The following is a 24,948-nucleotide window of genomic DNA, read 5'->3' on the forward strand; positions in this document are numbered from 1 at the left end:
TAACGTGTTTTTTGACGCCGATGACTACCAAGTCATTAACGAAACGCACCATTTAAGCGCCAATCCGACCTCTCTGTAGCAGCTGCCGCAAGGCTGCGATCTTTTGATCTTGACCCTCTCAATCTTTTCGGAAGTTTCCTGCAATACGCGGCGCCCGCCATGAACTATCCGCGCTTCGCCTTTTGCCGCTAATCTCTGGCCGTCATCGCAAAATCGGTGACACGGATGTGCAAGTCCGTAACTCGGGAGAACACTTGTTAATCCATGAGGTTCATCATTATGAAAAACCCAAGCTTCCATCCTGACAAACTCAATTCATCCAGGCCCAAAACCCTAAATGGCCACCTCTTCACTGTTTCCCCCGACATCCACACCGAAGCCCTCCTGGCCAACGCCTCCGAAGACCTGCTGTCCATCAGCGCCATCGCCGCCGACCTGGCCGACGACGTAGAAGGCCGAAGCCGTTCCGTTGCCCTGGCAATCAGCAGAATGGCCGACGGCGTGTATCTACTGGTGGAACGAGCACTGGATCACATCGACTCACCGAATCCGGCGGCGCCTGCGGTCAAGGCGTAGAGAGATATCGAGGACATCCACCTGTAGGAGCTGGCTTGCCAGCGAAGAGGCCGTGTCAGTCGACATCGCTGCCGGACACCAGTCCACCTTCGCGAACAAGCTTGCTTCTACGCAATGTTGCTAATCACTTCAGAAACAAAAAACGTTCCACTGCATAACGACACCCCATCACGTTGCAACTTGAAACACGCCATTACCAGTCACCAATGCAACATCCCGAAATAAGGGAAGTTTCCGACAACGGCAAAAGACCCTTCCTACATCCCCCCTTTCAATAACTTGTTAGCGTAATTCGGTAATGGACACCGGGATTATCAACGCACTAACGGGCGAATTGTCAGGAAGACTCTCGAATGTTTTTATCGCACATCGTGCCCACGTGGCGCGAGATTGAAAACCGTATAACTCATCAGATGGGCTACCAAGGAGGAGCCACCTATCGCACGCAGTTCAACGAGCGTGCCCCCTCCCTGTCCCTCAACATCCGTCGTATCAACAGTGTCAGGTCTGCGTTCATCCAAGCCGAGTGGGAAGCCGGCCGTCTATTGAGGCAACGTTTCTCTGACCTCGACATCTCCAGCATCCTCAACGAGTTGATCGAAGTCGTCAGCCAAATGGCAATGATCGTTGCCGGCAGTGTGTTGATCGGAGGAGCCATTGGTGCGGGTACAGGCGCGTTTCTCGGAGGGGCTGGCGCCATTCCCATGGGAGCCGCCGGTGCCGCGATGGGGTTGCAAGCCAGCACCTGGATATTGGGCATACTCGGCCTGTCGTCCATCGCCGAGTTTTTCGTCGAAGGCTTGCCGCGCATTGGCGAGTATTACCTGACTGGCATCAACACCGCATGGAAAGGCCCTCGGGGAGAGGAAGGATTAAACCCGTTCAGCCGGGACGATCCGTTCGCCCAAAGAAGCGCCGCACATGACATCGCGCTGGGGCATGTGGAGGTCGTCGCCCTGCTGCTGGGCGCCATCGTTGCTTATATCACCCGTGGACGAGGCAATGCCCACGTCCTTGCCCAGGAAATGCGAGCAAGCCCCAAAGGTGCGCGGCTAGCCGAATGGATGCTCAAGCATGAAGACGCACTGAAAAAACGACCCGACCTGCAAACCTCGGCACCGCGCAAAGGTGCACTCGGCAAGCAGGAGCCTGGGCCACCCGCACATCGTCCATCTGGAAAAGAAAAAGACGCCCCACGTGACAAACCGAACGCGATGCCGCTTCATAAAGTCGAATGTTTCAAAGCGGACAAGCTGCCAGCGTCTAAAATCGGAGAGTTCGAGCGGCAGTTGAAGGGGCAAGAGGACGGGTTGAATCGGCTGACGGTTGATGAGTATTTGGAGAATATTGCAAATCCGGTGAAGCGCAGCAGATCTGCCGCCAGTCAAGCCCGAGAAGCTTTGGCAGCTCAACTGCAAAAGCGTTTTCAAGGTGAGTTTTCGCAGACCATGGATGCATTCGACGCTGAAGCGGCAGCCATCAAAAAATCCAAGGATACTATGTCAAATCTTGCAGGACTGCATAATCCCGATCTGAGCGCTGGCGGCAAGGATATAATTGGTGACTTCGGTGATCGACAAGTCAATTCCAGTATCGGTCCTCAGTGGAGGCCGAAAATCGCAAACTTGAAGGCTGCGGCTGAAAGCGTTCCCCCATCAATGCGTGAATCAACCTTCCTCAATGTAAAACTACATAAGTGTTAGTAATAAGGAGGCATGGCGTGGATAAAATATTTGCAAGGTTTATAGAGAAATTCGGTGGACCGGTTGATCGGCAGGAAGTACCGATTTCAAGTATCGACCGTTACAGAGGTAAACTGCCCAATCTGTTGCTGGAATACTGGGCCGAACACGGATGGTGCGGTTATGGTGAGGGAATTTTCTGGATCGTGAATCCTCAGGAATATGATGGGGTGGTGGCGTCCTGGATTGAAGGGACAAAATTTGAAGCGGCTGATAACTATCATCTAATTGCTCGCAGTGCCTTTGGCCACCTGCACCTTTGGGGCGAAAAAACGGGTGCTTCACTTACTATTACGAGTTGTCTTTCACGATATACTACCCACACCTCGATATTTGCAGGAGAGCAATTGAATAAAGAACTGCAAAATTTCTTGCTTTCCACGGAAGTTAGTTACAACAATTATGACGACCTGTTCAAACCGGCAAAGAAAAAGCTCGGCACTCTTCGTCACGACGAGATGTACGGTTTTGTTCCAGCGCTGCTGTTCGGCGGTCCGGACACTCTCGCTCATCTTGAGAAAGTAAAGTCGGTAGAGCATCTGACATTACTGTCTCAGATCGCCGAGCTTCAGCCGTATAGCTTTTCAGATCTTTAAAGCATCAAAGCGCAGATTTCCAAGGAATCACCGATCATTAACACCTATCTCATTGTCAGATTTCATAAATGTTAAGGAAAAAGCAATGGATGAGGTGTTTTCAATTTTTCTGGAGACGTTTGGCGGACCTGTTGATCGGCAGGAAGTACCAGCGTCAAGCATCGAGCGCTATAGAGGCAAGCTGCCTAATCAGCTATTGGAATACTGGGCCGAACACGGCTGGTGCGGTTACGGTGATGGCATTTTTTGGATAGTGAACCCTCAAGAATACGAGGGGGTGGTGACGTCCTGGCTTGAGGGGACGGAATTCAAAGCATTTGATACCTACCACCTAATTGCCCGTGGCGCCTTTGGCGACTTGTATCTCTGGGGCGAAAAAACGGGATTTTCGCTTAAAATAACAAGTGTTCTTTCCCGGGTAGTTATTAAAAGTTTCGACATTACGAATGAGGAGATGGACAGCGAATTACAAAATTTTGTACTTTCCAGGAATGTGGATTCCAACGATTATGGCGACCTGTTCAAACCGGCAAAGAAAAAGCTCGGAACTCTTCGTCACGACGAGATGTACGGCTTTGTTCCAGCGCTGATGTTCGGCGGCCCGGACACTCTCGCTCATCTGGAGAAAGTAAAGGCGGTGGAGCATCTGACGCTGCTGTCTCAGATCACCGAGCTTCAGCCGTACAGCTTTTCAGATCTTTAAAGCAGGCATCAAAGCGCAGATTTCCAAGAAATCACCGATCAGTAACACCTATCTCATTGTGATTTCATAAATGTTAAGGGAGAAAGCAATGGATGAGGTGTTTTCAATTTTTCTGGAGACGTTTGGCGGACCTGTTGATCGGCAGGAAGTACCAGCGTCAAGCATCGAGCGCTATAGAGGCAAGCTGCCTAGTCAGCTGTTGGAATACTGGGGGGAACACGGCTGGTGCGGTTACGGTGATGGCATTTTTTGGATAGTGAATCCTCAAGAATACGAGGGGGTGGTGGCATCCTGGCTTGAGGGGACGAAATTTGAGGGTTTTGACACCTACCACCTGATTGCCCGTAGCGCCTTTGGCGATTTGTTCCTCTGGGGTGAGAAAACGGGAGCCTCTCTTGACATAACAAGCCACCTTTCTCGTTATGCAACACACACTTCTATATATACAGGAGACCAAATGGATAAGGGCCTTCAGTCCTTCCTGTTGTCGATCGATGTGGATGCTAACGATTATGGCGACCTGTTCAAACCAGCGAAGAAAAAGCTGGGCACTTTGCGTCACGACGAGATGTACGGCTTTGTGCCAGCGCTGATGTTCGGAGGTCCGGACACTCTGGATCATCTGGAGAAAGTAAAGGCAGTGGAGCATCTGACACTGCTGTCTCAGATCACCGAGCTTCAGCCCTACAGTTTCACGGATTTGTAGAAGTGATCATTTCTACGCCCCGTTTGGAATGCATCCCATCTCGCTCCGCGTCAAAAATAAAGCCCTCCATGGCATGGCTTATGGAGACAAAGTGTTTTGAGCAAGGGGCATTGCATGGACAAAGTATTCGCTAGGTTTTTAGAAAAATTTGGTGCGCCTGTTGATCGGCAGAAAGCACCGACGTCAAGTATCGAACGTTACAGAGGCAAGCTACCCAATCTTTTACTGGATTACTGGGCCGAGCACGGCTGGTGCGGATACGGCGACGGCATATTCTGGTTAGTCAATCCTCAGGAATACGAAGGGGTGGTGTCATCTTGGATCGAAGGGACGACTTTTGAAGAACGTGATACCTACCACCTTATTGCCCGTAGTGCTTTCGGGGACTTGTACCTCTGGGGTGAAAAAACGGGTTTTTCGCTTAAAATAACCAGTGTTCTCTCTCGATGTGTTCTCCATAATTTCGAACTTAAAAGTGAAGAAATGGATAGAGAACTGCAAGGTTTCATATTGTCCCGGGAAGTAGACACTAACGATTATGGCGAAATGTTTAAACCGGCAAAGAAAAAGCTCGGCACCCTGCGTCACGACGAGATGTACGGCTTTGTTCCAGCGCTGATGTTCGGCGGTCCGGACACTCTCGATCATCTAGAGAAAGTAAAGGCGGTGGAGCATCTGACATTTCTGTCTCAGATCGCCGAGCTTCAGCCCTACAGTGTTTCAGACCTTTAAAACAGAATCAGGGGACAACTCAGAAAATCTACTGGCCGTCAGCGCCATCTCCGACGATGTGGAAGGCTCACACCGCTCAGTCGCATGCCGACAGAGTGCATTGGTGGAGCGAGTGCTGGATCATCCGGATGAGCCCAAAATGGCGATGGCGGCGCGTCGCTCAATATTGATGTCGCCTGACACACCGCCTTCGCTGGCAAGCCAGCTCCTACAAAGAACAGCGTCGTGCCGCATAAAAAATGGGCACCCAACCTGGTTGGCGTGCCCATTTTTTTTTCCACTCCCCCGCAATGCGGGTGGGGGGACGTATTACGGATTAACGCTATCTTTCAAAAACTTGCCCGGCTTGAACGCAACGGTATTACTGGCCTTGATTTTCACTGGCTCACCGGTTTGCGGGTTCTTGCCCGTACGTGCTCCGCGATGGCGTTGCAGGAAGGTTCCGAAGCCCACCAGCGTGACGCTGTCCTTGCGGTGCAGAGCGGCGGTGATTTCTTCGAGAACGGCGTTGAGAACGCGATTGGCCTGTTCTTTGGTGAGGTCTGCTTTTTCCGCGATGGCGGCGGCGAGATCTGGTTTACGCATTAGTGAAGCCCCTTTGACGGTTTTTTGTTGTTATGTCCGTGCCGTTCTCGTTGGAACAGCGCCCAAGGTGCCGCAGATGCTCTACTCTGCGGCAGACAGGAGTGAGGATGGCACGCACGGCAGGGCCGCGCCAGTCTCGGCGCGACCTTTGTAGGGGCAAAAGCGGGGTGATTCCGACAGAACGACCGGTATTTACGCCAGCAGTGGCGGAAGCGCTTTGTTCAGTGCCAGTTTTTCCATCACCGCCGCGCCTGTCAGGGCATAACCGAGCAAATTTCCACTGGCGTCACGGCATAAAACCTTGATGTCGGCGCCCTGCCCTTCGACCGTCCAGACACCTTCCGTGCCCCGTGGTGGTGGCGACACCACCAATGGGCAGACCGGGGTTTTCACGGTGATCGGCATCGGTCCGTAACTCACGGCGGTGGGGTTTCCGGCGAGGGTTTGCGCCAGTGCTCTCGCACAGCTCATCAGGGGCATGACGTACAGCAGATTCAGCCCATCGACCTCGGCGCAATCCCCCAGCGCGTAGATATTGGCGTGGGAGGTTTTCAGGTGACGGTCCACCACCACCCCGCGATTGACCTGCACACCGGCAGCAGCGGCCAGGTCGATGCGCGGGCGCAGGCCGATGGCCGACACCACCACATCGCAAGGAATCACCTGGCCATCGGACAGATGCGCTTCCAGCCCGTCAGCGACTCGCTGCAGGCGGTTGAGCACCGGCCCGAGGTGGAAGCGTGCGCCCAGGCTTTCCAGTCCGGCCTGGACCGCCGCGGCAGCCGCCGGGTGCAGCAGGGTCGGCATCACCTGCTCGCAGGGTGCAACCAGTTGCACCTGGTAACCGCCGAGCATCAGGTCGTTAGCGAACTCACAACCGATCAGGCCGGCGCCGAGCAACAACACCCGACGCTTGCCGGCCGCTGCCGCGCGAAAGCGGGCGTAGTCTTCCAGGTCGTTGATCGGGAACACGCAATCCGTCGCATCGCCGTCGATGGGCACGCGCACGGTTTCCGCACCCCAGGCCAGCACCAGGTCGCGGTAGATCACCGATTCTTCGCCGATCCACAGGCGCTTGTGGCCCGGGTCGATGCCGCTGATACGGGTGTGGGTACGCACTTCGGCCTTCAACTGTTCGGCCATGGTGCCCGGCTCGGCCATGCTCAGGCCATCGGCGTCCTTGTTCTTGCCAAAGCCGGTGGAGAGCATCGGCTTGGAGTAGGAGCGTCCGTCATCTGCGGTAATCAATAGCAGCGGGGTTTCGCCATCGAGTTTGCGAAACTCCCGGGCCAGGTTGTAGCCAGCCAGCCCGGTGCCAACGATCACGACAGGTGCGTTCATGCCTTACTCCTCTGAAGTCTTAGTTGATTTCGATCATTTCGAAATCCATCTTGCCCACGCCGCAATCCGGGCACAGCCAGTCTTCCGGCACGTCCTGCCACAGGGTGCCCGGCGCAATCCCGTCATCCGGCCAGCCGTCGGCTTCGTTATAGATCAGGCCGCAGACTACACATTGCCACTTTTTCATTCAGGTACATCCTCAGATTCAGGCTTTTGCCGGCGCGAACGGTCGATGGTTGGAGCGCTGCCGTCCGGCTCAGGGGCGTTTTGTACTGATCGGGCCCGGCAGATGCAAGCCTTCGGCGTAACGAAAGGGCGGATCAATCAAAATCGCCGACTGACATGGTAAGCTCGCGGCCTCATTTGCTGCCAATAATGACTCACTGTGCAACACTCAAACTCCCCCTGCGCGACGCTTCTCTGGCTCTCCCAAAGCCGGCTGACGCCCCTCCCCGACACGTCTACCCTCGACTGGCTGTTCGATGAAGGTTCGCTGACCCGGCGACTGACCCGGCTGTCGAATGACGGTTTCAGTGTCACGCCGCTGTTCGAAGGCTGGCAGCCACTGCGGGCCGACGAATGTGCCGCGCTGGACCTGGCCGAAGGCAGCGAGGGTTGGGTGCGCGAGGTGTATCTGCGCGGGCATGGCGAAGCCTGGGTCTTTGCCCGCAGCGTGGCGTCGCGCAGTGCGTTGCAGGGCGACGGTTTGCACATGGACGAATTGGGCAGCCGTTCCCTGGGTGAATTGCTATTTTGCGACCAGGCATTCCAGCGCCGGGCCATCGAGGTTTGTCACTATCCTCAGGAATGGCTGCCGGCAGAGGCCCGAGCGCCCGGGTTGTGGGGCCGCCGTTCGCGCTTCGACCGTGGCGCCCTGAGCGTGCTGGTGGCCGAAATTTTCCTGCCGACCTTGTGGCGCGCTACCCGCGCCCATCCGGAGAATTGCTGATGTACCAGAGCCTGCTCAAGTCCCTGAATCGCGTGAACCCTCGGGCATGGGACTTCATTCAGCTGACGCGCATGGACAAGCCGATCGGCATTTACCTGCTGTTGTGGCCGACGCTGTGGGCGTTGTGGATTGCAGGGAAAGGTTCACCGTCCCTGGCCAATATCGTGATTTTCGTCCTCGGCGTGGTGCTGACGCGCGCGGGCGGTTGCGTGATCAACGATTGGGCCGATCGCAAGGTCGACGGCCATGTGAAACGCACCGAACAGCGACCGTTGGTGAGCGGCAAGATCAGCTCCAGGGAAGCGTTGATATTTTTTGCGCTGCTGATGGGCCTGAGTTTCCTGCTGGTGCTGTGTACCAACGCGGCGACCGTCTGGCTATCGTTCGGCGGCCTGGCGCTGGCGTTCAGTTATCCGTTCATGAAGCGCTACACCTATTACCCGCAGGTAGTGCTGGGCGCGGCGTTCTCCTGGGGGATGCCGATGGCGTTCACCGCCGAAACCGGCGAACTGCCCGCCGCGGCGTGGTTGCTGTGGATCGCCAACCTGCTGTGGACAGTGGGCTACGACACGTATTACGCCATGACCGATCGCGATGACGATTTGAGAATCGGCGTGAAATCCACGGCCATTCTGTTCGGTGAGGCGGACCGGGTGATCATCCTGACCCTGCAAGGGTTGGCGCTGGGTTGCCTGCTGCTCGCCGGCTCGACGTTCGAGTTGGGCGGCTGGTTTCATCTAGGATTGCTGGCGGCGGCGGGCTGTTTTGCCTGGGAGTTCTGGTACACCCGCGGCAAGGACCGGATGCGTTGCTTCAAGGCGTTCTTGCACAACCACTGGGCGGGGTTGGCGATTTTCGTGGGGATTGTGCTGGATTACGCGTTGCGTTGAGGCAACAGATGCTTGCACAGGTCGCATCATGTAGGAGCGAGCTTGTTCCGGGCGGCGTTCCGACGATAAATTTGAAGGCGACGCGTTTTTCCAGGCAGCCCGCGTCATCGTTAACGTCCATCGCGAGCAAGCTTGCTCCTACAGGTGCAGGGCGCTTACATCTTCGGCCCTTGGAGGACGTGCCACTTGTCCATTTTCTTGTCGCCTGTCATGTCGCCTGGCTTCTTGTCTTGAACGAAGTAGTACAGCGGCTTGCCGTCGAACGCCCACTGCATCGTGCCATCGTCACGCTTGATGATGGTCCACTTGCCTTCAGCCTTGTCGGCCGTGGTGGCTTTCAGCGGTGGCCAGTTTTCTGCGCACTTGCCGGTGCAAGCCGACTTGCCGCCCGTGTCGTTGTCGAAGGTGTACAACGTCATGCCCTTGTGGTCGGTCATCATGCCGTCTTTAACCATGCCCGGGTCGGCGGCGAAAGCCATTGTCGGCAGCGTTAGCGCAGCAGTGACCAGCAATGCCTTCCAGGATTGAGCGATGTGCTTCATGGAAACCTTCCTTTTGTGGTTGTCAGGATTCGGACTTAAAGCTTAGTTCAGGATCATGACAATCGCCGGGCGACTAAAATACTGTCACACGACTGCAATAATTCCGTTATCTAATGCGGCGCAAGACAGTTAAATGACAAGAGGATTAACGCATGGTTGGCAGGAGCATTCTGATCGTCGACGACGAAGCGCCCATTCGCGAAATGATCGCCGTTGCGTTGGAAATGGCCGGCTACGATTGCATGGAGGCGGAAAACTCGCAGCAAGCCCACGCCATCATCGTCGACCGCAAGCCGGATCTGATTCTGCTGGACTGGATGCTGCCGGGCACGTCCGGTATCGAACTGGCCCGCCGCCTCAAGCGCGATGAGCTGACCGGGGACATCCCGATCATCATGCTCACCGCCAAGGGCGAAGAAGACAACAAGATCCAGGGCCTGGAAGTCGGCGCCGACGACTACATCACCAAACCCTTTTCCCCGCGCGAGCTGGTGGCGCGCCTCAAGGCCGTGTTGCGCCGAGCCGGGCCTACCGACGGTGAAGCGCCAATCGAAATAGGCGGCCTGCTGCTGGACCCGATCAGCCATCGCGTGACCATCGACGGCAAACCCGCCGAGATGGGCCCGACCGAATACCGCCTGCTGCAGTTTTTCATGACTCACCAGGAACGCGCCTACACCCGTGGTCAGTTGCTGGACCAGGTCTGGGGCGGCAACGTCTATGTCGAAGAGCGCACCGTCGATGTGCATATCCGCCGCCTGCGCAAAGCCCTCGGCGATGCCTACGAAAATCTGGTACAAACCGTGCGCGGCACCGGCTACCGGTTTTCTACCAAAGCCTGATCTTCGCCCGACAAGCTGACAAGGACGCGCTTTTAGTGAACCAAAACTGGCATGGCACCCTGATCCGCCACATGCTGCTGCTGGTCACCGCCTGCCTGGTGATCGGCCTGATTTCCGGCTACTACGGCTGGAGCCTCGCCGCGGGCCTGGGCCTGTACCTGGCCTGGACCCTCAAGCAACTGCTGCGCCTGCACGAATGGCTGCGCCTGCATAAACCCGACGAAGCGCCGCCCGACGGCTATGGCCTGTGGGGTGAAGTGTTCGACAGCATCTACCACCTGCAACGCCGCGACCAACGGGTTCGCGGGCGCCTGCAAGCGGTGATCGACCGGGTCCAGGAGTCCACCGCCGCATTGAAAGACGCGGTGATCATGCTCGACAGCGACGGCAACCTCGAATGGTGGAACCGCGCCGCCGAAACCCTGCTCGGCCTCAAGACGCCACAAGACAGTGGCCAGCCGGTGACCAACCTGGTACGCCATCCGCGCTTCAAGGAGTACTTCGAGCAGGACAGCTACGCCGAGCCGCTGGAAATCCCTTCACCGATCAACGATCGCCTGCGCATTCAGCTGTACATCACCCGCTACGGCAACAACGAACACCTGATGCTGGTGCGCGACGTCACGCGCATTCATCAGCTGGAGCAAATGCGCAAAGACTTCATCGCCAACGTCTCCCACGAGCTGCGCACGCCACTGACGGTGATCTGCGGTTACCTGGAAACCCTGCTCGACAATGTCGAAGACGTGAACCCGCGCTGGTCCCGCGCCTTGCAGCAAATGCAGCAGCAAGGCGGGCGCATGCAGACCTTGCTCAACGACTTGCTATTGCTGGCCAAGCTGGAAGCCACCGATTATCCGTCGGACAACCAGCCGGTGGCCATTGACGGCTTGCTGCAATCGATCAAGAGCGATGCTCAACAGCTGTCGGGCCAGAAAAACCAGCGCATCACCCTGGAAGCCGACCCGACCATCCTGCTCAGGGGCAGCGAAGCCGAATTGCGCAGCGCATTTTCCAATCTGGTGTTCAACGCGGTGAAATACACCCCGGCCGAAGGCAATATCCGCATTCGCTGGTGGGGCGATGAGCAAGGCGCGCACCTGAGCGTGCAGGATTCCGGGATCGGCATCGACAGCAAACACCTGCCGCGCCTGACCGAACGTTTCTACCGAGTCGATTCCAGCCGCAACTCCAACACCGGCGGCACCGGACTCGGGCTGGCCATCGTCAAACACGTGCTGCTGCGACACCGCGCGCGGATGGAAATCAGCAGCGTGCCCGGCCACGGAAGCACCTTTACCTGTCATTTTGCGCCAGCCCAGGTCAGCAAAACCCGGGTCATCAGCCCCGCCGACTGATACCGGCCAGCACACGCCACTAGTCAATCACATGGTCAGCCGCTACATTGGCTGACTTGTGCCTGCCCTTCAGGCACCGCATTTCCTCCTTTTTTGAATACACGGAAACCGCAAAACTCCATCATGGACCCATCCCCTGGCTTGACCCTCGCAACACTTTTCGCCGATTTCGGCATGATTCTTTTTGCTCTGATCCTGGTTTTGCTCAACGGCTTTTTCGTTGCGGCGGAATTCGCCATGGTCAAATTGCGCTCGACCCGGTCGAGGCCATCGCTGAAAAGAACGGCTGGCGCGGACACATTCTGCGCACCGTACACAGTCAGCTCGATGCTTACCTGTCGGCGTGCCAACTGGGTATCACCCTCGCCTCCCTGGGCCTTGGCTGGGTCGGTGAACCCGCGTTCGCTCACATTCTCGAGCCGGTATTGAGCGCCGTGGGCGTAGAGTCCGCCGAAGTGGTCAAGGGCGTCTCGTTCTTCACCGCGTTTTTCATCATTTCGTACCTGCACATCGTGGTCGGCGAATTGGCGCCGAAATCCTGGGCCATCCGTAAACCCGAGCTGCTGTCGCTGTGGACCGCGGTGCCGCTGTACCTGTTCTACTGGGCCATGTACCCGGCGATTTACCTGCTGAACGCCAGCGCCAACACGATCCTGCGTATCGCCGGCCAGGGTGAACCCGGCCCGCATCATGAGCACCATTACAGCCGCGAAGAACTCAAGCTGATCCTGCACTCCAGCCGCGGTCAGGACCCGAGCGACCAGGGCATGCGCGTGTTGGCGTCGGCGGTGGAAATGGGCGAGCTGGAAGTGGTCGACTGGGCCAACTCCCGGGAAGACCTGGTGACCCTGGAGTTCAACGCGCCGCTCAAGGAAATCCTGGCGATGTTCCGTCGCCACAAATTCAGCCGTTACCCGGTGTACGACAGCGATCGCCAGGAATTCGTCGGCCTGCTGCACATCAAGGATCTGTTGCTGGAACTGGCGGCCCTGGACCACATTCCCGAGTCGTTCAACCTCGCCGAACTCACGCGCCCACTGGAGCGCGTGTCGCGCCACCTGCCGTTGTCGCAGTTGCTGGAGCAGTTCCGCAAGGGTGGCTCGCACTTCGCCTTGGTCGAAGAAGCGGATGGCAACATCATCGGCTACCTGACCATGGAAGACGTGCTGGAAGTGCTGGTGGGCGACATTCAGGACGAACATCGCAAGGCGGAGCGCGGGATCCTCGCGTACCAGCCGGGCAAGCTGCTGGTGCGGGGCGATACGCCGCTGTTCAAGGTCGAGCGCCTGCTGGGCATTGACCTGGACCACATCGAAGCCGAAACCCTTGCCGGGTTGATCTACGAAACCCTGAAACGGGTTCCGGAAGAGGAAGAAGTGCTGGAAGTCGAAGGGTTGCGGATCATCATCAAGAAGATGAAAGGGCCGAAGATTGTGCTGGCGAAGGTGTTGATGCTCGATTGATGTGCTGATCCGGATCGGCGTCGATCCCTTCGCGAGCAAGCCCGCTCCCACACTTGATCTGCGTCGAGCCAATTTCATGTGATCGACACAAAACCAATGTGGGAGCGGGCTTGCTCGCGAAGGCGTCAGAACAGGCAATACATCATTGTCTGCCCAACGCAAAGTTGGGCAACGCCCCCACCGGCTGATTGAACTGGTACGGAATCGACACCAGCCCCAACCCGGTATTGCGCTGAACGACAAAGTGCAAATGCGGCCCGCTGCTGTTGCCGGTGTTGCCCGACAGCGCCAGCGCACTCCCCACCGAAACCCGCTGCCCCTCGCCAACGCTTACCGACCCTTGCTTGAGGTGCAAATACACGCCCATGGTCCCGTCATCGTGCAGCACCCGCACGAAATTCCCCGATGGATCGGTGCCGCGCCCGGTCTGACTGTTCTCGGTTTTCACCACCACCCCGCCCCGGGCCGCGATGATCGGCGTACCTTCAGGCATGGCGATGTCCATGGCGTAACGGCTCTTGGCACCGAAGTGGCTGTATTGACCATTGGCCCCCTGACTCAAGCGAAACGGCCCGCCACGCCAGGGCAACGGATAACGATAGGCCATGGCGGTTCCTGAGGGGTCGCCCAGGGAATACTGGAACCTTGGGGCATACACCAGAGGCTTTCCGGCTTGGGTGGCGGTGAGCAGCGCCAGACGAATGTTGCTGCGCGCCGGCATGACCCGGCGGATCGGCCGGCTCGGTGCGCCGCTGACGTTCTTCAACCCGGCAAAACTTAATTCGATCTCGACCGGGGCATACAGGTCATTGCGCACGTAAACGCTGTCCATGCCCTTCTGCTTCTTGATATCGAGGTACACCTGACGCTCGAGGCGCTCGACCATGCGATCGCGAAAAACGAACACCTGGGCGCCTGCGTGGGGCGGTCGCTGTAGGAGACCACGCCATGGGCGTCTTTGGACTTGTAGATCGTAATGGCCACAGCCGAGGTGGAGGCCAGGAAAAGACCACAGAAAAACAGCAGGCGCGCGAGCATGGGCAAGATTCTGTCGAGTAAGGCCTGGGAGATGAGCCTAGCAGCTGCAATGGACCGGGCTAGTGGGCAGATGTTTCAAAATGGGCAGGCCGACGGATGTGTGGTGTATGTGCCGGCCCCTTCGCGAGCAAGCTCGCTTGTATGTTTAGACTTGAAGGGGTGGGCGGCGTTCCGACGAAGGCGGTCTGACAGGCAACGACGATTACGCGCCGGGAATGAAATGCTTCTGCGCCGTGCCACGCGCAATCAACCGGGAGATGTAGTCCAGCTTCTGCGCATCCTGATCGACAAAACGAAACGTCAGCTGCAACCATTGGCTGTCGGGCTTGGGCTCATGGGCGACGATGGCGTGCAGGTAGCCGTTCAGGCGAGCGGTTTCGGCGTTGTCGCCCTGTTCCAGATCGAGCACGGCGCAGTCGAGGACTTGTGGCAGGGAGTCAGTACGCTTGACCACCAGCAGTGCCTCCCTGAGGCTCAAGGCCTTGATCACACACTGCGCAATGCCATTGGGTAAACGCAGTTGGCCCTGGCCGCGACCACCGCTGAGTCCCGAGGACGCTGGCGCCTTGACCGGTGGGCTGTTGAGCAAACCGCGAGACGCTGCAGTCGGCGCGGCGGCGACGGCAGGTGGCGCGACCACAGCGGACGTACCGCCCGTCAATGCATTCAGGGAATCATTACCGAAGGCCGAATTGATTTTGCTCGGCACGCTGTTGATCAAGGCATCGAGCTTGCCAACCTTGTTCAGTGCCTGCTTGACCTTGGTCACCAACTGCTCGTTGGTGAAGGGTTTGCTGACGTAACCGGAAACGCCGGCCTGGATCGCCTGGACGACATTCTCTTTGTCGCCGCGACTGGTCACCATCACGAATGGCAGGGTCTTGAGGTGGTCCTGCTCGCGGCACCAGGTCAGCAGTTCCAGGCCGGACATTTCCGGCATTTCCCAGTCGCACAGCACGAGGTCGAACATCCCCCGTGCCAGCAAGGACTGAGCTTTCCTGCCGTTGACCGCTTCTTCGATGCGGATGCCCGGGAAGTAGTTGCGCAGGCACTTCTTCACCAGGTCACGAATGAACGACGCGTCGTCCACGACCAATACACTGACCTTACTCATCCACCACCCCTTTAAAAATCCTGGCAGGCATTGCCTTTCGCTGACGGCACATTGCCAAAACTGTAGAAGCCGGCTTGCTGGCGAAGGCGGTGTATCAGACGATACCAATGTGGCAGCTGACGACCCCTTCGCTGGCAAGCCAGCTCCTACAGAACTGCATTGCAGTCACGCCGGGACTTTTCGTTCGCGGGCGCTGCTTTCAAACAGGTAACCCACAAACAAAAACGCCCGGCCAAAGGGCCGGGCGCTTTTCTCGGGGCATCTTACTTATCGTCAGCGTTGCCCGGAACATTAGCGGTTTCGCTACTGGTACCTTCAACTTCTTCTTTCATGCGTTTAAGGCCCAGGTGACGCACGTCCGTGCCGCGCACCAGGTAAATCACCAGTTCGGAAATGTTGCGCGCGTGGTCGCCAATCCGCTCCAGCGAACGCAGGACCCAGATAATGCTCAAGACTCGCGAAATAGAACGCGGGTCTTCCATCATGTAGGTGGCCAGCTCGCGCAATGCCGTCTTGTATTCGCGGTCGATGATTTTGTCGTACTGCGCCACCGACAACGCGAGGTCGGCGTCGAAACGGGCAAAGGCGTCCAGTGCGTCGCGAACCATGTTGCGCACCTGGTCGCCGATGTGGCGCACTTCGACGTAGCCGCGTGGCGCTTCGCCTTCTTCGCACAATTGAATGGCGCGACGGGCGATCTTGGTCGCTTCGTCACCGATGCGCTCCAGGTCGATCACCGACTTGGAGATGCTGATGATCAAGCGCAGGTCGGACGCCGCCGGTTGACGTCGGGCCAGGATGCGCAGGCATTCTTCGTCGATGTTGCGTTCCATCTGATTGATCTGGTCATCGATCTCGCGAACCTGCTGGGCCAGGCCGGAGTCGGCCTCGATCAGCGCGGTGACCGCGTCATTGACCTGCTTTTCCACCAGCCCGCCCATGGCCAGGAGGTGACTGCGCACTTCCTCGAGCTCAGCGTTGAACTGCGCAGAGATGTGATGGGTAAGGCCTTCTTTACTAATCATCGGTTTCGCTCCGCGAAAGTTGCAAGCTTCAAGCTGCAAGCTTCAAGCAGTTATGTATGAGTCCTGGTATCGCACGCTTGTTTCCAGCCGCTTGCAGCTTGATGCTTGCGGCTGCCCTGCTAGCCATAACGACCGGTAATGTAGTCTTCGGTCTGCTTCTTCGCCGGATTGGTGAACAGGGTGTCGGTGTCGCCGAACTCCACCAGTTTGCCCATGTACATGAATGCGGTGTAGTCGGAAACCCGCGCGGCCTGCTGCATGTTGTGGGTCACGATGACAATGGTGAACTTCGATTTCAATTCGTAGATCAGTTCTTCGACTTTCAACGTGGAGATCGGGTCGAGTGCCGAGCACGGTTCGTCGAGCAGCAGCACTTCCGGTTCCACGGCGATGGTGCGCGCGATCACCAGACGTTGCTGCTGACCACCGGACAGGCCGAGTGCCGATTCGTGCAGGCGGTCTTTGACTTCTTCCCACAAGGCGGCGCCTTTCAACGCCCACTCAACGGCTTCGTCGAGCACGCGTTTCTTGTTGATGCCCTGAATGCGCAAACCGTAAACCACGTTTTCGTAGATGGTCTTCGGAAACGGATTCGGCTTCTGGAACACCATGCCGACGCGACGACGCAGCTCGGCCACGTCTTCGCCCTTGCGGTAGATGTTGTTGCCGTACAGGTTGATGGCGCCTTCTACACGGCAACCGTCGACCAGGTCGTTCATGCGGTTGAAGGTGCGCAGCAGCGTGGACTTGCCGCAGCCGGACGGGCCGATGAAGGCCGTCACGCGCTGTTTCGGAATGTTCATGCTGACGTCGTACAGCGCTTGTTTATCGCCGTAGAACAGGCTCAGGCCCGGCACTTCGATGGCTACGGTTTCCTGCTCGAGGCTCAGGCTCTGCTTGTCGCGGCCCAGGGCGGACATGTTGATGCCGTGGGTATGTGCTTCGTGCTGCATGGGAGGCTCCCTGTGCTGACAAATTCGGTTCGTTTAACCGTTGGCTTAGTATTCGGGCCAGCGGCTTACTCAAAATCTATGTCTGACGCCGGTCCCCTGTAGGAGCTGGCTTACCAGCGAAGGCGATTTCAGATTCAACGATGATGTTGACTGATCCGCCGCCTTCGCTGGCTTGCCAGCTCCTACAGGGTCCGCGGTGATTAGCTATCCAGCGCTTTGTATTTTTCGCGCAGGTGGTTACGGATGTAGACGGCCGACAGGTTCAATGTCGCGATCACCAGCACCAGCAACAGCGCTGTGGCGTACACCAGCGGCCGTGCGGCTTCGACGTTCGGGCTCTGGAAGCCGACGTCATAAATATGGAAGCCCAGGTGCATGATCTTCTGGTCCAGGTGCAAGTACGGGTAGTTGCCGTCCAGCGGCAGCGACGGTGCCAGTTTCACCACGCCCACCAGCATCAGCGGCGCCACTTCACCGGCGGCGCGCGCCACGGCGAGGATCATCCCGGTCATCATCGCCGGGCTGGCCATCGGCAGCACGATCTTCCACAAGGTTTCAGCCTTCGTCGCGCCGAGGGCCAACGAGCCTTCACGCACGGTGCGGGGAATCCGCGCCAGGCCTTCTTCGGTGGCCACGATCACCACGGGCACCGCCAGCAGCGCCAGGGTCAGGGACGCCCAGAGCAGACCCGGCGTACCGAAGGTCGGCGCCGGCAATGCTTCAGGGAAGAACAACCGGTCGACCGAGCCGCCCAGCACATAGACGAAGAAGCCCAGGCCGAACACGCCGTAAACGATGGCCGGAACACCCGCCAGGTTGTTCACCGCGATGCGGATAATCCGGGTCAAGGCGTTCTGCTTGGCATATTCACGCAAGTAAACCGCCGCCAGTACACCAAACGGCGTCACGATCATCGCCATGATCAGGGTCATCATCACGGTGCCGAAAATTGCCGGGAAGATCCCGCCTTCGGTGTTCGCTTCACGCGGGTCGTCGCTGAGGAATTCCCAGACCTTGCTGAAGTAGAAGCCAATCTTGGTGAAGGTGCCCATGGCGTTCGGCTGGTAGGCGTGCACCACCTTGCCGATATCGATGACGATTTCTTTGCCGTTGGCATCGCGGGCCGTCAGGCTGTCGCGGTTGAACTGGGCGTGCAGGTCGGCAAGACGCGCTTCGATGTCCTGATAACGCGCGTTCAGCTCGGCGCGCTCGGACTCCAAGTCCGCTTGCGCGGTGGCGTCGAGTTTACCGGCCAGTTCCAGTTTGCGACCATGCAGGCGGATGCGTTCGAGGCCGGCGTTGATCGCGCCGATATCGGACTTCTCCAGGGTCTTGAGTTGTGCCGCGAGCTCATTGACGCGAGCGACACGGGCCTGCAACTCCGGCCATGCGGCTTCGCCTTCGGCGATGACCTTGCCGTCCTGTTTGACGTTGACCAGGTAGCCGTAGAAGTTGCCCCACTCACGACGCTCGACGGCCATCAGCTCCGGCGGCGTTTTCTGATTCGTCAGCCACTCGCCGACGATCCAGGTGAAGTCGTTGCCGTTCAGGTCACGGTTGCCGACCTTGATCAGCTCGCGGGTCATGAACTCCGGGCCCTGATCGGGCACCGGCAGGCCAGCGCTTTTCAGGCGCTCGCGGGGCACTTGTTCCTTTTGCACCACTTCGCCGACGACCAGGTGATTGGCCTGGCCCGGCACGTCGTAGCTGGCGTGGATCAGGTCCGCCGGCCAAAAGTGACCCAAGCCGCGCACGGCAATCACCGCGAGCAGGCCAATGGTCATGATGACCGCGATGGACACCGCGCCACCGCTCATCCAGACGCCAGGGGCGCCGCTCTTGAACCATCCATTCAGGGAGTTCTGTTTCACAGACTTCTACCTTTCTTAAAGCGACGAGTATTTCTTGCGCAGGCGCTGACGAATCAGTTCTGCGAGGGTGTTCATGACGAAGGTGAACAACAGCAGCACCAGCGCCGAGAGGAACAGCACGCGGTAGTGGCTGCCGCCGACTTCCGACTCCGGCATTTCCACCGCGACGTTGGCGGCCAGGGTGCGCAGGCCTTCGAACAGGTTCATTTCCATGACCGGGGTGTTACCGGTGGCCATCAGCACGATCATGGTTTCACCGACCGCACGGCCCATGCCGATCATCAGTGCCGAGAAGATGCCCGGGCTGGCGGTGAGGAGCACCACGCGAGTCATGGTCTGCCATGGCGTGGCTCCGAGGGCCAGGGAACCCAGGGTCAGGCCACGCGGCACGCTGAACACCGCGTCTTCGGCGATGGAGTAGATGTTCGGAATAACGGCGAAGCCCATGGCCAGACCGACCACCAGTGCGTTGCGCTGGTCGTAGGTGATCCCTAAGTCGTGGGAGATCCACATGCGCATGTCGCCGCCGAAGAACCAGGTTTCCATGTACGGGCTCATGTACAGCGACAACCAGCCCACAAACAGGATCACCGGAATCAGAATCGCGCTTTCCCAACCGTCCGGCACTTTCAGGCGAATGGACTCAGGCAGGCGGCTGAAGACAAAACCGGCGACCAGGATGCCGATCGGCAACAGCATCAGCAGGCTGAAGATGCCCGGCAGATGCCCTTCTACATAAGGCGCGAGGAACAGGCCGGCGAAGAAACCGAGGATCACCGTCGGCATCGCTTCCATCAGCTCGATCACCGGCTTGACCTTGCGGCGCATGCCCGGGGCCATGAAGTAGGCGGTGTAGATCGCCGCGGCAACCGCCAGCGGCGCGGCCAGCAACATGGCGTAGAACGCGGCCTTCAACGTACCGAAGGTCAGGGGCGCCAGGCTCAATTTGGGTTCGAAATCGGTGTTTGCGGCGGTCGATTGCCAGACGTATTTAGGCTCGTCGTAGTTCTCGTACCAGACCTTGCTCCACAGCGCGCTCCAGGACACTTCCGGGTGCGGGTTGTCGAGCAGCAGCGGTTGAATCTTGCCGCCCGCTTCCACGATCACGCGGTTGGCCCGTGGCGACAGACCGAAGATCCCTTGGCCTTCGACCACCTGGTCCACCAGCAAGGTGCGGTGGGCGGTGCTGTGGAACACGCCGAGCTTGCCGGAGGCGTCGAGGGCGATGAAGCCTTTGCGACGTTCTTCGGCGGTGATTTCAACGATCGGCGTGCTGCCCATCTGGAAGCTGCGGATTTGCTTCAGACGCGATTCGCCATCAGGGTCGCGCGCCATGAACCACTGGGCCAGGCCGCCTTTGGAATCGCCGAGGATCAGCGAGATACCGCCCACCAACTGGGTGCTGGCAGTAATCTCGGCCTCGCCGTTTTCGAGCAACTTGTAGCGACCGTTGAGGCTCTTGTCGCGCAGGCTGAACACATCGGCTTGCGCACGACCGTTGATCACGTACAGCCACTGCTGACGCGGGTCGACGAAGATGTTTTTTACCGGCTCGGTCATCTGCGGCAGATCGATGCGCTTCTGCTCGCTGGTGATTTCACCGGTCATCATGTTTTCTTCGCTGGTCAGCGACAAGACATTGAGTTGCGAACCGGTGGAACCGACCAGCATCAGGGTCGTATCGGTGGCGTTGAGGCTGACGTGCTCCAGCGCACCGCCTGCCTCGTTCAACGTAATCGGGGTTTCGCCATACGGGTACTCGATGGCCGGCGAGATGGTCTTCTTGCCGTCCGGGTAAGTGACTTTATAGGTATGACGGAACACCAGGGCCTGGCCGTTGGAAAAGCCCACGGCTACCAGCGGATGACCTGGCTGGTCTTCACCGATCGAGGTGACGCTGGCACCCGCCGGAACCGGCAGGTCGACGCGCCTGAGTTCGGCGCCATTGTCGATGTCGAAGAACAGTGCCTGCCCCTTGTCGGAAACCCGCAAGGCGACCTGGTTCTGCTCTTCCAGGGAGATCATCAATGGCTTGCCGGCGTCTTGCATCCAGGCAGGGGTGATGGCGTCTTTGGCGGTCAGGTCGGCGCCCTGGAACAGGGGCAGAACGACGTAGCCGAGGAAGAAGAAGATCAGTGTGATCGCGCCCAGGACAGCGAGGCCGCCAATAAGGACGTACCAGCGGGTCAGGCGATCTTTGAGCGCACGAATACGGCGCTTGCGTTGCAGCTCAGGCGTATTGAAGTCAATTCGCTTGGGGGGATTTGTAGTCATGGGGGAATTGGCCAGATCATTCATTCGCACACCCTAGCGATCCTGTATGACAGAAAGATGACAGTGCAGTGACGCAACAAATCCGCCGCCTGTGGAAACCGGCAGCGGAGTGAAGATTCGGGGATGTAGGAGCCGGCTTGCTGGCGAAGGCGGTGGATCATTCAACATCAATGTTGAATGTGCTGACCCCTTCGCCGGCAAGCCGGCTCCTACACAGGTCCGGGGTTATCCCCCGGACCTAGGGTTTTACTTTTTTGCTACGTTGTTACCTTCCTGCAGACCCAGGTCAGCCAGTGCTTTTGCAGCAACCTTGGCTGGCAGCGGGATGTAGCCGTCTTTCACTACAACTTCCTGGCCCTGCTTGGACAGGATCAGCTTCACGAACTCGGCTTCCAGCGGGGCCAGAGGCTTGTTCGGCGCTTTGTTGACGTAGACGTAGAGGAAGCGCGACAGCGGGTACTTGCCGTTCAGGGCGTTCTCTTCAGTGTCTTCAATGAACTCTGCGCTGCCTTTCTTGGCCAGGGCCACTGTCTTCACGCTGGCGGTCTTGTAGCCGATGCCCGAGTAGCCGACACCGTTCAGCGAGGAACTGATCGACTGCACAACCGAAGCCGAACCAGGCTGTTCGTTGACGTTTGGCTTGTAGTCGCCTTTGCACAAGGCTTCTTCCTTGAAGTAACCGTACGTGCCCGAGACCGAGTTACGACCGAACAGTTGAACCGGCTTGTTGGCGAGGTCGCCCGTCACACCCAGATCGCCCCAGGTTTTCACGTCGGTTTTAGCGCCGCACAGACGTGTCGAGGAGAAAATCGCGTCGACCTGCTCCATGGTCATGTGCTGGATCGGGTTGTCCTTGTGCACGAACACCGCCAAGGCGTCCACGGCAACCGGAATCGCGGTTGGCTTGTAGCCGTATTTGGTTTCGAAGGCCTGCAGCTCGTTGTCCTTCATCTTGCGGCTCATCGGGCCCAGGTTAGCGGTGCCTTCAGTCAGCGCAGGGGGTGCGGTAGACGAACCGGCGGCCTGAATCTGGATGTTGACGTTCGGGTATTCTTTTTTGTAGTTCTCAGCCCACAGGGTCATGAGGTTGGCCAGGGTATCGGAGCCGACGCTGGACAGGTTGCCCGACACACCAGTGGTCTTGGTGTAGCTCGGGATCGCAGGGTCAACAGCGGCAACCGCGTTGGCAGTCGCAACGCCAGCAGCGACAAAAGTCATTGCCGCCATCAAACGCTTCAGTTTCATGCCTTACTCCTAGCAGATAGGGTGTGTTAAGTCGGGGCCAAGTATCAGCAGGCCGTGTGAACACTCTATGGCTGAAATATGACAATTGGATGAAAGGCCAGCATTCGGTGTTCTATAAGTACACCGAGTTATCGTTCTTCGTCGGAACGCCGCCCGGAGCAAGCCCGCTCCCACACTCGACCGCAATCCTCTGGGAGAACTCGGTTAAATGTGGGAGCGGGCTTGCTCGCGAAGGGGCCAGTGCAGTCGATACATCAAGCCGGCTTAGCGGCCCTTTCTCCAGAGATACCCACCCACCACAATCCCGACCCCACACAACACCGCCACGTAATACGCCGGCCCCATCGGGCTTTCCTTGAGCAGCAGGCTGACGATCATCGGGGTCAGGCCGCCAAAGATGGCGTAGGCGACGTTGTAGGAAAACGACAGGCCACTGAAACGCACCACGGGCGGGAAGGCCTTGACCATTACATAGGGCACGGCGCCGATGGTGCCGACCAGCAGGCCGGTCAGGGAGTACAGGGGGAACAGCCAGTCGGGGTGCGCTGCCAGGCTGTGGTAGAAGGTCCAGGAGGTGAGCAATAGCGCCGTGCAGCCGAACACGAAGACCCGGCCTGCGCCGAACCGATCCGACAATGCGCCGGCAATGATGCAGCCGAAGCTCAGAAACACGATCGCCAGGCTATTGGCTTGCAGCGACGTGGTCGGCGAGAAGTGGTAGACGGTCTGCAGCACGGTCGGCGTCATCAGGATCAATACCACGATCGCAGCGGACAGCAGCCAGGTCAGCAGCATGGAAATCAGGATCGCACCGCGATGGTCACGCAACACCGCACGCAACGGCACTTCTTCCGCCAGCGCCTTGCGCAGCTGCAACTCGGCGAACACGGGGGTCTCGTGCAGCCAGCGGCGCAGATAAACCGAGAACAGGCCGAACACACCGCCCAGCAGGAACGGAATCCGCCAGGCATAATCCGCGACTTCCACCGGGGTGTAGAAGCTGTTGATCGCCGTGGCGACCAATGAGCCCAGCAGAATACCCGCCGTCAGACCGCTGGTCAGGGTGCCGCAAGCGTAACCGATGTGCCGCTGGGGCACGTGTTCGGACACGAATACCCAGGCGCCCGGCACTTCACCGCCAATCGCCGCGCCCTGGATCACCCGCATCAGCAGCAACAGGATCGGCGCCCACATGCCGATCTGCGCGTAAGTCGGCAGCAAACCCATGATCAGGGTCGGCACCGCCATCATGAAAATACTCAACGTGAACATCTTCTTGCGACCCAGCAGGTCACCGAAGTGCGCCATGACGATGCCACCCAGCGGTCGTGCCAGGTAACCGGCGGCAAAAATGCCGAATGTCTGCATCAGGCGCAGCCATTCCGGCATGTCGGCCGGGAAGAACAGCTTGCCCACCACCGTGGCGAAGAACACGAAAATGATGAAGTCGTAGAACTCCAGCGCACCACCCAGGGCAGACAGCGATAACGTCTTGTAGTCGCTGCGGGTCAACGGACGTGCGGATTGGGAGGGTTGCGCGATGTTCGAAGGCGCTGTGGTGGTCATGGCAAGGGCTTCTCTTTAGTCGGATCTGCAACCCCCACAACGCTGGCGGAGGCTTGGGCAGGTCCGGCACGATAGCAAATTGGTCGAAAAAGCACATGGATGTGCGTATTTGACGGTCAAAATGAGAACCAGACGGTCGTCTCGGAGTCTACCGATCGATATACTTGCAATCTTGCGACAACCTGCAAGGGTTGCTGTGCGAAAACGCCTGCCGGGGTTGATAGGCGATTTCGCAGAGTTTCCCTTTAGGCGCCTTACGAAAAACGTGACGAACGTAGTATGTTCGGGGCTGAATCGTTTTTCCTTGAGACGGCTATTCACCTTGAAGTACCAATGAGAGTTACGGGTCAGAGGCACCCCCGGCATGTTAGAGCTCGAACAAGAAGATCCAATCCCGCAAGGCGACCTGGCCCTGCAAATCACCGCACTCCCCCGCGAAACCAACGGCTTTGGCGATATTTTCGGCGGCTGGCTGGTGGCGCAGATGGATTTGGCCGGCACCGCAATGGCCAGCAAGGTCGCGGGCGGGCGCGTAGCCACCGTGGCGATCGATCGCATGGCGTTTCTGGTACCGGTTGCGGTGGGCGCTCAGCTCTCCTTCTATACCCAGGCGCTGGAAATCGGCCGCAGCTCGATCCAGATGATGGTCGAGGTCTGGAGCGACGATCCGTTGTCCAGCGAATGGCGTAAAGTGACTGAAGCGGTATTCGTATTCGTCGCCATCGATGGCAGCGGCCGCACGCGCTCGGTTCCGCCCAGAGCTCGTTAAACAAGGCCCAGGTAAAACAGGAACCGTTAAACGCGGGGACCGTTTTGCGGTCCATAGCAGATATTGTT

The 24,948-nt window shown here is 58.3% G+C and carries 22 protein-coding genes and 2 pseudogenes; 12 read left to right on the plus strand and 12 right to left on the minus strand.

Going from position 1 to position 24,948, the window contains the following annotated elements; all coding sequences use genetic code 11:
- Positions 1–279: 279 nt before the first annotated feature.
- From BZ163_RS33385 to BZ163_RS33410, 6 genes are all read left to right on the plus strand, one after another.
- Positions 280–576 (plus strand): DUF6124 family protein, encoded by a 297-nt coding sequence (locus tag BZ163_RS33385; protein WP_256579192.1) that lies wholly within the window; start codon positions 280–282, stop codon positions 574–576.
- A gap of 353 nt (positions 577–929) precedes the next feature.
- Positions 930–2,279: a DUF6861 domain-containing protein gene (locus BZ163_RS33390; protein ID WP_128874504.1), complete on the plus strand. Its 1,350-nt coding sequence runs from the start codon at positions 930–932 to the stop codon at positions 2,277–2,279.
- Positions 2,280–2,296: 17 nt separating this feature from the next.
- Positions 2,297–2,914, plus strand: coding sequence for a GAD-like domain-containing protein (locus BZ163_RS33395; protein ID WP_128874505.1), 618 nt, complete (start codon positions 2,297–2,299; stop codon positions 2,912–2,914).
- Positions 2,915–2,999: 85 nt separating this feature from the next.
- Positions 3,000–3,617, plus strand: a complete 618-nt coding sequence (locus BZ163_RS33400; RefSeq protein ID WP_128874506.1) for a GAD-like domain-containing protein — start codon at positions 3,000–3,002, stop codon at positions 3,615–3,617.
- Between the two features lie 88 nt (positions 3,618–3,705).
- Positions 3,706–4,323 carry a GAD-like domain-containing protein gene (locus BZ163_RS33405; protein WP_128874507.1) on the plus strand — a complete coding sequence of 206 codons (618 nt, stop codon included), beginning with the start codon at positions 3,706–3,708 and terminating at the stop codon, positions 4,321–4,323.
- A 114-nt stretch (positions 4,324–4,437) separates the two neighbouring features.
- On the plus strand, positions 4,438–5,055 hold the full coding sequence (locus tag BZ163_RS33410; protein WP_128874508.1) for a GAD-like domain-containing protein: 618 nt from the start codon (positions 4,438–4,440) through the stop codon (positions 5,053–5,055).
- Positions 5,056–5,364: 309 nt separating this feature from the next.
- Here BZ163_RS33410 and BZ163_RS33415 read toward each other — a convergent pair whose 3' ends face one another.
- The 3 genes from BZ163_RS33415 to BZ163_RS33425 all read right to left on the minus strand — a co-directional run bounded on the left by BZ163_RS33415 (position 5,365) and on the right by BZ163_RS33425 (position 7,168).
- Entirely contained in the window at positions 5,365–5,640 is a 276-nt protein-coding gene (locus tag BZ163_RS33415; RefSeq protein ID WP_064680455.1) for an HU family DNA-binding protein, read from the minus strand.
- Between the two features lie 192 nt (positions 5,641–5,832).
- The gene (locus BZ163_RS33420; RefSeq protein ID WP_128874509.1) at positions 5,833–6,981 is read right to left on the minus strand and encodes an NAD(P)/FAD-dependent oxidoreductase; all 1,149 of its coding nucleotides are present in this window, start codon (positions 6,979–6,981) and stop codon (positions 5,833–5,835) included.
- A 19-nt stretch (positions 6,982–7,000) separates the two neighbouring features.
- Positions 7,001–7,168, minus strand: a complete 168-nt coding sequence (locus tag BZ163_RS33425) for a rubredoxin (RefSeq protein ID WP_007954349.1) — start codon at positions 7,166–7,168, stop codon at positions 7,001–7,003.
- Between the two features lie 198 nt (positions 7,169–7,366).
- Between BZ163_RS33425 and BZ163_RS33430 the strand changes: the two genes are divergently transcribed.
- Together BZ163_RS33430 and ubiA are read left to right on the plus strand one after the other, a co-directional pair.
- Positions 7,367–7,930 (plus strand): chorismate lyase, encoded by a 564-nt coding sequence (locus BZ163_RS33430; protein WP_128874510.1) that lies wholly within the window; start codon positions 7,367–7,369, stop codon positions 7,928–7,930.
- On the plus strand, positions 7,930–8,820 hold the full coding sequence (ubiA, locus tag BZ163_RS33435; RefSeq protein ID WP_128874511.1) for a 4-hydroxybenzoate octaprenyltransferase: 891 nt from the start codon (positions 7,930–7,932) through the stop codon (positions 8,818–8,820). Before BZ163_RS33430 ends, ubiA begins: the two co-directional genes overlap by 1 nt.
- A gap of 155 nt (positions 8,821–8,975) precedes the next feature.
- Here the strand turns inward: ubiA and BZ163_RS33445 are convergent, their stop codons facing one another.
- On the minus strand, positions 8,976–9,362 hold the full coding sequence (locus BZ163_RS33445) for a hypothetical protein (RefSeq protein WP_128874513.1): 387 nt from the start codon (positions 9,360–9,362) through the stop codon (positions 8,976–8,978).
- A 152-nt stretch (positions 9,363–9,514) separates the two neighbouring features.
- Here BZ163_RS33445 and phoB point away from each other — a divergent pair, with 152 nt between their 5' ends.
- From phoB to BZ163_RS33460, 3 genes and pseudogenes are all read left to right on the plus strand, one after another.
- Positions 9,515–10,204 (plus strand): phosphate regulon transcriptional regulator PhoB, encoded by a 690-nt coding sequence (gene phoB / locus BZ163_RS33450; protein ID WP_128874514.1) that lies wholly within the window; start codon positions 9,515–9,517, stop codon positions 10,202–10,204.
- 35 nt (positions 10,205–10,239) lie between these two features.
- On the plus strand, positions 10,240–11,562 hold the full coding sequence (phoR, locus tag BZ163_RS33455) for a phosphate regulon sensor histidine kinase PhoR (RefSeq protein WP_128874515.1): 1,323 nt from the start codon (positions 10,240–10,242) through the stop codon (positions 11,560–11,562).
- 123 nt (positions 11,563–11,685) lie between these two features.
- A pseudogene (locus BZ163_RS33460) lies at positions 11,686–13,025 on the plus strand (hemolysin family protein).
- A gap of 142 nt (positions 13,026–13,167) precedes the next feature.
- Here the strand turns inward: BZ163_RS33460 and BZ163_RS33465 are convergent.
- The 8 genes and pseudogenes from BZ163_RS33465 to BZ163_RS33500 all read right to left on the minus strand — a co-directional run bounded on the left by BZ163_RS33465 (position 13,168) and on the right by BZ163_RS33500 (position 24,111).
- Positions 13,168–14,063: pseudogene (locus tag BZ163_RS33465) on the minus strand (peptidoglycan DD-metalloendopeptidase family protein).
- Between the two features lie 202 nt (positions 14,064–14,265).
- On the minus strand, positions 14,266–15,177 hold the full coding sequence (locus BZ163_RS33470; RefSeq protein ID WP_128874516.1) for a response regulator: 912 nt from the start codon (positions 15,175–15,177) through the stop codon (positions 14,266–14,268).
- Positions 15,178–15,440: 263 nt separating this feature from the next.
- Positions 15,441–16,202, minus strand: coding sequence for a phosphate signaling complex protein PhoU (phoU, locus tag BZ163_RS33475; RefSeq protein WP_128874517.1), 762 nt, complete (start codon positions 16,200–16,202; stop codon positions 15,441–15,443).
- Positions 16,203–16,321: 119 nt separating this feature from the next.
- Positions 16,322–17,155, minus strand: coding sequence for a phosphate ABC transporter ATP-binding protein PstB (gene pstB, locus BZ163_RS33480; RefSeq protein ID WP_128874518.1), 834 nt, complete (start codon positions 17,153–17,155; stop codon positions 16,322–16,324).
- A gap of 200 nt (positions 17,156–17,355) precedes the next feature.
- Positions 17,356–18,972 carry a phosphate ABC transporter permease PstA gene (pstA, locus tag BZ163_RS33485; RefSeq protein ID WP_178110528.1) on the minus strand — a complete coding sequence of 539 codons (1,617 nt, stop codon included), beginning with the start codon at positions 18,970–18,972 and terminating at the stop codon, positions 17,356–17,358.
- A gap of 69 nt (positions 18,973–19,041) precedes the next feature.
- Positions 19,042–21,324, minus strand: coding sequence for an ABC transporter permease subunit (locus BZ163_RS33490; protein WP_128874520.1), 2,283 nt, complete (start codon positions 21,322–21,324; stop codon positions 19,042–19,044).
- A gap of 222 nt (positions 21,325–21,546) precedes the next feature.
- Positions 21,547–22,545, minus strand: a complete 999-nt coding sequence (locus BZ163_RS33495) for a phosphate ABC transporter substrate-binding protein PstS family protein (protein WP_128874521.1) — start codon at positions 22,543–22,545, stop codon at positions 21,547–21,549.
- Positions 22,546–22,809: 264 nt separating this feature from the next.
- Positions 22,810–24,111, minus strand: a complete 1,302-nt coding sequence (locus BZ163_RS33500) for an MFS transporter (protein WP_128874522.1) — start codon at positions 24,109–24,111, stop codon at positions 22,810–22,812.
- 364 nt (positions 24,112–24,475) lie between these two features.
- Between BZ163_RS33500 and BZ163_RS33505 the strand changes: the two genes are divergently transcribed.
- A complete protein-coding gene (locus BZ163_RS33505; protein WP_128874523.1) occupies positions 24,476–24,880 on the plus strand; it encodes an acyl-CoA thioesterase in 405 nt (134 codons plus the stop codon).
- Positions 24,881–24,948 lie beyond the last annotated feature (68 nt).

It is taken from the genome of Pseudomonas sp. VI4.1 (assembly GCF_002029345.1).
Taxonomy (GTDB): Bacteria; Pseudomonadota; Gammaproteobacteria; order Pseudomonadales; family Pseudomonadaceae; genus Aquipseudomonas.

What these genes read in the sequence shown, in the direction of transcription:
- BZ163_RS33385 (WP_256579192.1), top strand. Translation starts at nt 280, where the DNA reads ATGAAAAACCCAAGCTTCCATCCTGACAAACTCAATTCATCCAGGCCC.
- BZ163_RS33390 (WP_128874504.1), top strand. Translation starts at nt 930, where the DNA reads ATGTTTTTATCGCACATCGTGCCCACGTGGCGCGAGATTGAAAACCGT.
- BZ163_RS33400 (WP_128874506.1), top strand. Translation starts at nt 3,000, where the DNA reads ATGGATGAGGTGTTTTCAATTTTTCTGGAGACGTTTGGCGGACCTGTT.
- BZ163_RS33405 (WP_128874507.1), top strand. Translation starts at nt 3,706, where the DNA reads ATGGATGAGGTGTTTTCAATTTTTCTGGAGACGTTTGGCGGACCTGTT.
- BZ163_RS33410 (WP_128874508.1), top strand. Translation starts at nt 4,438, where the DNA reads ATGGACAAAGTATTCGCTAGGTTTTTAGAAAAATTTGGTGCGCCTGTT.
- BZ163_RS33415 (WP_064680455.1), bottom strand. Translation starts at nt 5,640, where the DNA reads ATGCGTAAACCAGATCTCGCCGCCGCCATCGCGGAAAAAGCAGACCTC.
- BZ163_RS33420 (WP_128874509.1), bottom strand. Translation starts at nt 6,981, where the DNA reads ATGAACGCACCTGTCGTGATCGTTGGCACCGGGCTGGCTGGCTACAAC.
- BZ163_RS33425 (WP_007954349.1), bottom strand. Translation starts at nt 7,168, where the DNA reads ATGAAAAAGTGGCAATGTGTAGTCTGCGGCCTGATCTATAACGAAGCC.
- ubiA (WP_128874511.1), top strand. Translation starts at nt 7,930, where the DNA reads ATGTACCAGAGCCTGCTCAAGTCCCTGAATCGCGTGAACCCTCGGGCA.
- BZ163_RS33445 (WP_128874513.1), bottom strand. Translation starts at nt 9,362, where the DNA reads ATGAAGCACATCGCTCAATCCTGGAAGGCATTGCTGGTCACTGCTGCG.
- phoB (WP_128874514.1), top strand. Translation starts at nt 9,515, where the DNA reads ATGGTTGGCAGGAGCATTCTGATCGTCGACGACGAAGCGCCCATTCGC.
- BZ163_RS33470 (WP_128874516.1), bottom strand. Translation starts at nt 15,177, where the DNA reads ATGAGTAAGGTCAGTGTATTGGTCGTGGACGACGCGTCGTTCATTCGT.
- phoU (WP_128874517.1), bottom strand. Translation starts at nt 16,202, where the DNA reads ATGATTAGTAAAGAAGGCCTTACCCATCACATCTCTGCGCAGTTCAAC.
- pstB (WP_128874518.1), bottom strand. Translation starts at nt 17,155, where the DNA reads ATGCAGCACGAAGCACATACCCACGGCATCAACATGTCCGCCCTGGGC.
- pstA (WP_178110528.1), bottom strand. Translation starts at nt 18,972, where the DNA reads ATGAGCGGTGGCGCGGTGTCCATCGCGGTCATCATGACCATTGGCCTG.
- BZ163_RS33490 (WP_128874520.1), bottom strand. Translation starts at nt 21,324, where the DNA reads ATGAATGATCTGGCCAATTCCCCCATGACTACAAATCCCCCCAAGCGA.
- BZ163_RS33495 (WP_128874521.1), bottom strand. Translation starts at nt 22,545, where the DNA reads ATGAAACTGAAGCGTTTGATGGCGGCAATGACTTTTGTCGCTGCTGGC.
- BZ163_RS33500 (WP_128874522.1), bottom strand. Translation starts at nt 24,111, where the DNA reads ATGACCACCACAGCGCCTTCGAACATCGCGCAACCCTCCCAATCCGCA.
- BZ163_RS33505 (WP_128874523.1), top strand. Translation starts at nt 24,476, where the DNA reads ATGTTAGAGCTCGAACAAGAAGATCCAATCCCGCAAGGCGACCTGGCC.